This window comes from Aliidiomarina sp. (assembly GCF_047920995.1).
Taxonomy (GTDB): Bacteria; Pseudomonadota; Gammaproteobacteria; order Enterobacterales; family Alteromonadaceae; genus Aliidiomarina.
The window spans coordinates 1-4,383 of sequence record NZ_JBLRWZ010000062.1; the positions used below are offsets into that span (position 1 = coordinate 1).

At 47.5% G+C, this 4,383-nt stretch carries 5 protein-coding genes; 2 read left to right on the forward strand and 3 right to left on the reverse strand.

Annotation, left to right across the window (positions count from 1 at the left end):
• Positions 1-272 (forward strand): ThiF family adenylyltransferase (locus ACNA7P_RS10925; RefSeq protein WP_416258657.1); only part of this gene is annotated, 272 nt, incomplete at its 5' end.
• On the opposite strand, the gene ACNA7P_RS10930 is transcribed toward ACNA7P_RS10925, so the two are convergent.
• The 3 genes from ACNA7P_RS10930 to ACNA7P_RS10940 all read right to left on the reverse strand — a co-directional run bounded on the left by ACNA7P_RS10930 (position 232) and on the right by ACNA7P_RS10940 (position 3,359).
• On the reverse strand, positions 232-711 hold the full coding sequence (locus tag ACNA7P_RS10930) for a putative zinc-binding protein (RefSeq protein WP_416258658.1): 480 nt from the start codon (positions 709-711) through the stop codon (positions 232-234). The genes ACNA7P_RS10925 and ACNA7P_RS10930 overlap by 41 nt on opposite strands.
• A 156-nt stretch (positions 712-867) precedes the next feature.
• Complete coding sequence (locus ACNA7P_RS10935) at positions 868-2,079, reverse strand: NnrS family protein (RefSeq protein ID WP_416258659.1); 1,212 nt, start codon at positions 2,077-2,079, stop codon at positions 868-870.
• Positions 2,080-2,093: 14 nt separating this feature from the next.
• On the reverse strand, positions 2,094-3,359 hold the full coding sequence (locus ACNA7P_RS10940; RefSeq protein WP_416258660.1) for an MFS transporter: 1,266 nt from the start codon (positions 3,357-3,359) through the stop codon (positions 2,094-2,096).
• A 307-nt stretch (positions 3,360-3,666) separates the two neighbouring features.
• Here ACNA7P_RS10940 and ACNA7P_RS10945 point away from each other — a divergent pair.
• The coding region (locus ACNA7P_RS10945) for an MFS transporter (RefSeq protein WP_416258661.1) at positions 3,667-4,383 on the forward strand (717 nt) is incomplete at its 3' end.

A 4,383-nucleotide genomic window follows, 5' to 3' on the forward strand; every position in this document is an offset into this window, starting at 1 on the left:
GGCAAATTAGTGTATTTCCAATGCAGCCAAGCACTCCTTGTTATCAATGCTACAGCCATTTAATCGGTAATCAGCAGCTTTCCTGCATGGAGGCGGGTGTGTTAGCGCCTGTAGTAGGGGTAATCGGAACCATGCAGGCAGTGGAGGCCTTAAAAATTATTACGGGCGTAGGCGAAAGCCTAGCCGGCACATTACTGTTATACGATGCGGCCAATGCAAGTTGGCAAAGGCTTACGCTTCCGAAGCGTTCGCATTGCCCGGTATGCGGGTAAGCGGATTAGGTGTTTCGTGGAGATTTAAACCAATCTGCTGATACACATAATCAAGCGCATGATACGTATCGGCTAGAGTACAGTTTTCTTGATTATCTTTCTTTAAGCCCATGCGCGTGAGCTCAATGTGCCATTTTGGCTCAATGTTATGTTGAGCAAGGGTGTTTCTCACACAAGCCAAAGGGCAACCATCTAAGGCAATAATATCCCGCCCTGATTTCGCCGTTTTTACGATACTGCGCACATGGCCACCAACGCCAGCAATACATGACATTTCCGCTACGCCTTCTCGGCTTAACCATACGGCAATATCATTGGCAAGTTGCGCCACATTCGAACAACCTGAACAGGAATACACCAGTGGTTTCTGCGCGTTACCTGCAACGCTGCACTCATTCTGGCTTTGCGTTGCGCTAGCAGCAGAACTCTTAACGGCCATAACAATCTCCTCATTCGCAATCCACCCTGCCCTGAACTTCTCAAAAGCTATAGCAGGGCGGATACTCTAGAAGGATAGTGTAGCCGTTCAGAAAACCAGCGGCTTGATATGAATCAAAGCCGCGTTACAATTCTAACAATTCTCTAGGTTTAACAATTAGCCAGGCCGGCCATCGGCTCGTGGTTTAGTTAAAATAGGCGTGTATACCAAGATATATAATGCATAGGCGATTACCCACGCGATAATAGACCCGTTATACCAAGTGATCGTTAAGCTAGGGAACCACGATGCCATCACAACCCGCATTAATGCGGCACAAATAACAAGTAAGAAAGCAACCGACATCACTGCTTTAGGCTGCAATAGCCTACCCGAATGCCCTAAGGAAACCCGAGCCATCATGGCAAGAATCATAATACCCATAGCGCCAGCGGTTAAGGCGTGCACAGCGGTGCTGGCGCCTACAGCAAACCCAGCATAGCGCAGTGCAAATAGCAGCAGCCCTAATGGAATAAAGGCGATCGCGATATGTAAAGACCACAGCAATGGAACCCGCCAAGCAATCCACCCTTTCACGCGCAATAAGCGCAACGCATTGGCCAAGGCCGCCAACGCAAATAACACCGCCATCGCCTTAGCTGGAATGTAACTGATGAGCATAAAGAAGTGCAGTATAAAAATAAGCCACAAAGAACCTAGCGCTAGCTTATCTAGCCATGGTTTAGCCGTTACTTTGGGCGTACCCGTACCGTTGGCGGTAAACATTGGCAGCACGCGCCCCGACACCACAGCCATCACTAAGGTAACGAGCCACACTGCGTTCATGCTGCCATAGCTAATAAAGTGAAACTGATCGAGTAGTACCCCCGCATGCATAATCGCGTTACTTACCGCTAGCAATAATAAAATTGGTACAAAGAATAGATTCTTCTGCTGCCCTGCGTTCACCACAATACGGCCAAACATAAATGCCGCCAGCGGCAAAAACGCAACATCTACTATGGCTACCAGCATTTGTGGTAGATCACCGCCGAATAACATGAGCAAACGCCCGGCTAGCCACACAACACTGAGTATCAGTAACGGTGTACCATGGGTTGCTCGAGTTCCGGTCCAGTTTTGTACCGCGGTAAGTAAGAAACCAACGATAATGGCGGCCACGAAACCATAAATCATTTCATGCTGATGCCAAAACATCACATTGTGATACACGTTCAGCTGTATTTTGCCGGCAAGCGCCAAGCCCCAAAGCGCCATAGCTATTACACTAAATAGCGCTCCAAATAAGAACATCGGCCGAAAAGCTTGGCGCAAAATTGCGGTTAGCGCCTGTTCTTTTGCCATCGTTGTAATGTGATCATCGTTCAAAATCTGCCCCTCAGTTATTCTTGGTAAAAATCATTTGCGGCCGCGGCTGTTAATTCACATTGATAACGCTCCGCTCGCATTGCAAAGAACATCACTGTCATGCAGATTGCTAGTACCGCGTACAGCACCATAAAGGCGCCACTGCTAATACCAAGCAAATCTTGTGCCAAGCCAAATAATATGGGTAAGGTGCAGCCACCCAAACCACCGAGAGCGGCAACCATACCGCCCACCGAACCCATTTGATTTGGATAATGATTGTGAATTACTTTGTATACACTGGCTCGCCCCAAGCCTTGAGCAATACCAATCACAAAAATCAGCACTGTGAATAACCAAACGTTGATTTCAATGTTCAATACAACATCACGCTCTAACCCGTGAATGGTCATCGTGGTGGGTGGGTAGCTGAGGAAGAACAAACACACCAAGCATACCCAGAACACACTCCAATTCACAAGCTGGCCACCGTAGCGATCAGCTAGCCAACCGCCCAACGCGCGTACCATGCTCGATGTGGTAACAAAGAAAAGTGTGAAGGCTACCGCTTGATTAAAGCTCAGATCATAAGCCTTCATGTAGTAACTCGGCAGCCACAGGATAAGCGCTACGAAGCTACCGAACACAAAATAATAGTACAGGCTGAAGCGCCATACGCGCGCTTCTTTAAGCGGCTCAAGTTGTTTACGCCACGCTGGTTGATAGCGCGGCACATAGCTTGGTATTTTCGGTGCCCACCCCACAAAAATAAGCAGCATCAACAATAAGCCGGCGGCATAAAAAGGCCCTGTCCATTGCCAATCTAGCCAATTAACCAACAAGGGTAACAGCACAAAGGATATCGCCGCACCAGCATTGCCTGCGCCAAAAATGCCGAGCGCTAGCCCCTGTTGGTTGCGGGAAAACCAATCGGTAACGTAACGAACCCCTAGAGTAAATGAAATCCCGCTGATACCAATCCATAGCCCCACCCACAGAAAGCCTGAATAGGTTTCAATAAACGGCAATAGCAGCAAGCCTGGAATAGTAAGCAGCATCTGCCAAATCCACAATTTCCGAGCATCGATATACTCAGAAATGATGCCTACGGGAATACGCAGCAGGGCGCCAGAAACAATTGGCGCAGATAACAGCAGCCCAAGCTCAATTCCGCTTAGTTGCAGCTGTTCTTGAATATGGATTGCTAAAACTGCATACAGTATCCATACCGAAAAGTTTGCTGCAAACGCTAATGTAGCTATTGCGAGCGCTCGCCAAGCTTTAGGTAACGTTGCTTCCATGGATAGTTCTCACCGAATGAACAGGGAATAGCCTCATCATAATAACTCCCGCTGAAAATTGCGCGAGCCACATGGGATACCTCCACAACGATGGCCTATCCCCCAGCCATGATTTGCATACTTATTTTTGGGTATACGCAGCGCGCAACACATACGCTTGCGCTAAGCGCTTACTACTTACTTCTAGGTACAAACAATAAGCACAATAAAAACAAGGAGATAGCCTTATTGATACAGATCAATCAAGCTATCCTCAAGGGCGCAGAAAATGCTCTCAGGATAAATCCTTACTTTCAATGAGGTCATCATGTCGTCAGCATCATCTACCACTAGCTTGAACTTGTTTCGCTTTCGCGATCCTAAGATCAAAACACTTCACCTTACTTGGTTTGCGTTCTTTCTCACGTTCGCCGTTTGGTTTGCGCACGCTCCCTTACTTTCATCGATTCAAATATCCCTTAATTTAACCGATGCACAGGTGCGAGCCCTACTTATTCTAAATGTGGCAATGACCATTCCCGCACGCATTATCGTGGGTATGTTGGTTGATAAACTTGGCCCTCGATTGATTTATGCCTGGCTGTTGGTTATTTCCGCATTCTTATGTATTGGTTTCGCCTTTGCTACCACCTATACCAGCCTCGCAATATTCCGCTTTTTGCTTGGTTTTGTGGGTGCCGGTTTTGTAATTGGCATTCGCTTGGTAAGCGAATGGTTTCCGGCACACCAAGTAGGTACAGCTGAGGGTATTTATGGTGGTTGGGGCAACTTCGGTTCTGCTGCAGCGGCAATGACCCTACCGGCCATCGCTTTAGCATTTGGTGGTGATGATGGCTGGCGCTATGCAATTGCCTTAGTAGGTGTTTTGTGTGGCGTATACGGCATCATTTTCTACAAACTTGCCCGCAACACACCAAAAGGATCTATCTACTTTAAGCCAAAGAAATCAGGCGCTATGTTGGTATCTTCATGGGGTGCGTTATGGACCCTCATTCTAATGAATATCCCGATGTATTTAGCTCTG

Bases quoted from the DNA above. Each gene is read 5' to 3' on its own strand.
- ACNA7P_RS10930 (WP_416258658.1), bottom strand. From the start codon at position 711: ATGGCCGTTAAGAGTTCTGCTGCTAGCGCAACGCAAAGCCAGAATGAG.
- ACNA7P_RS10940 (WP_416258660.1), bottom strand. From the start codon at position 3,359: ATGGAAGCAACGTTACCTAAAGCTTGGCGAGCGCTCGCAATAGCTACA.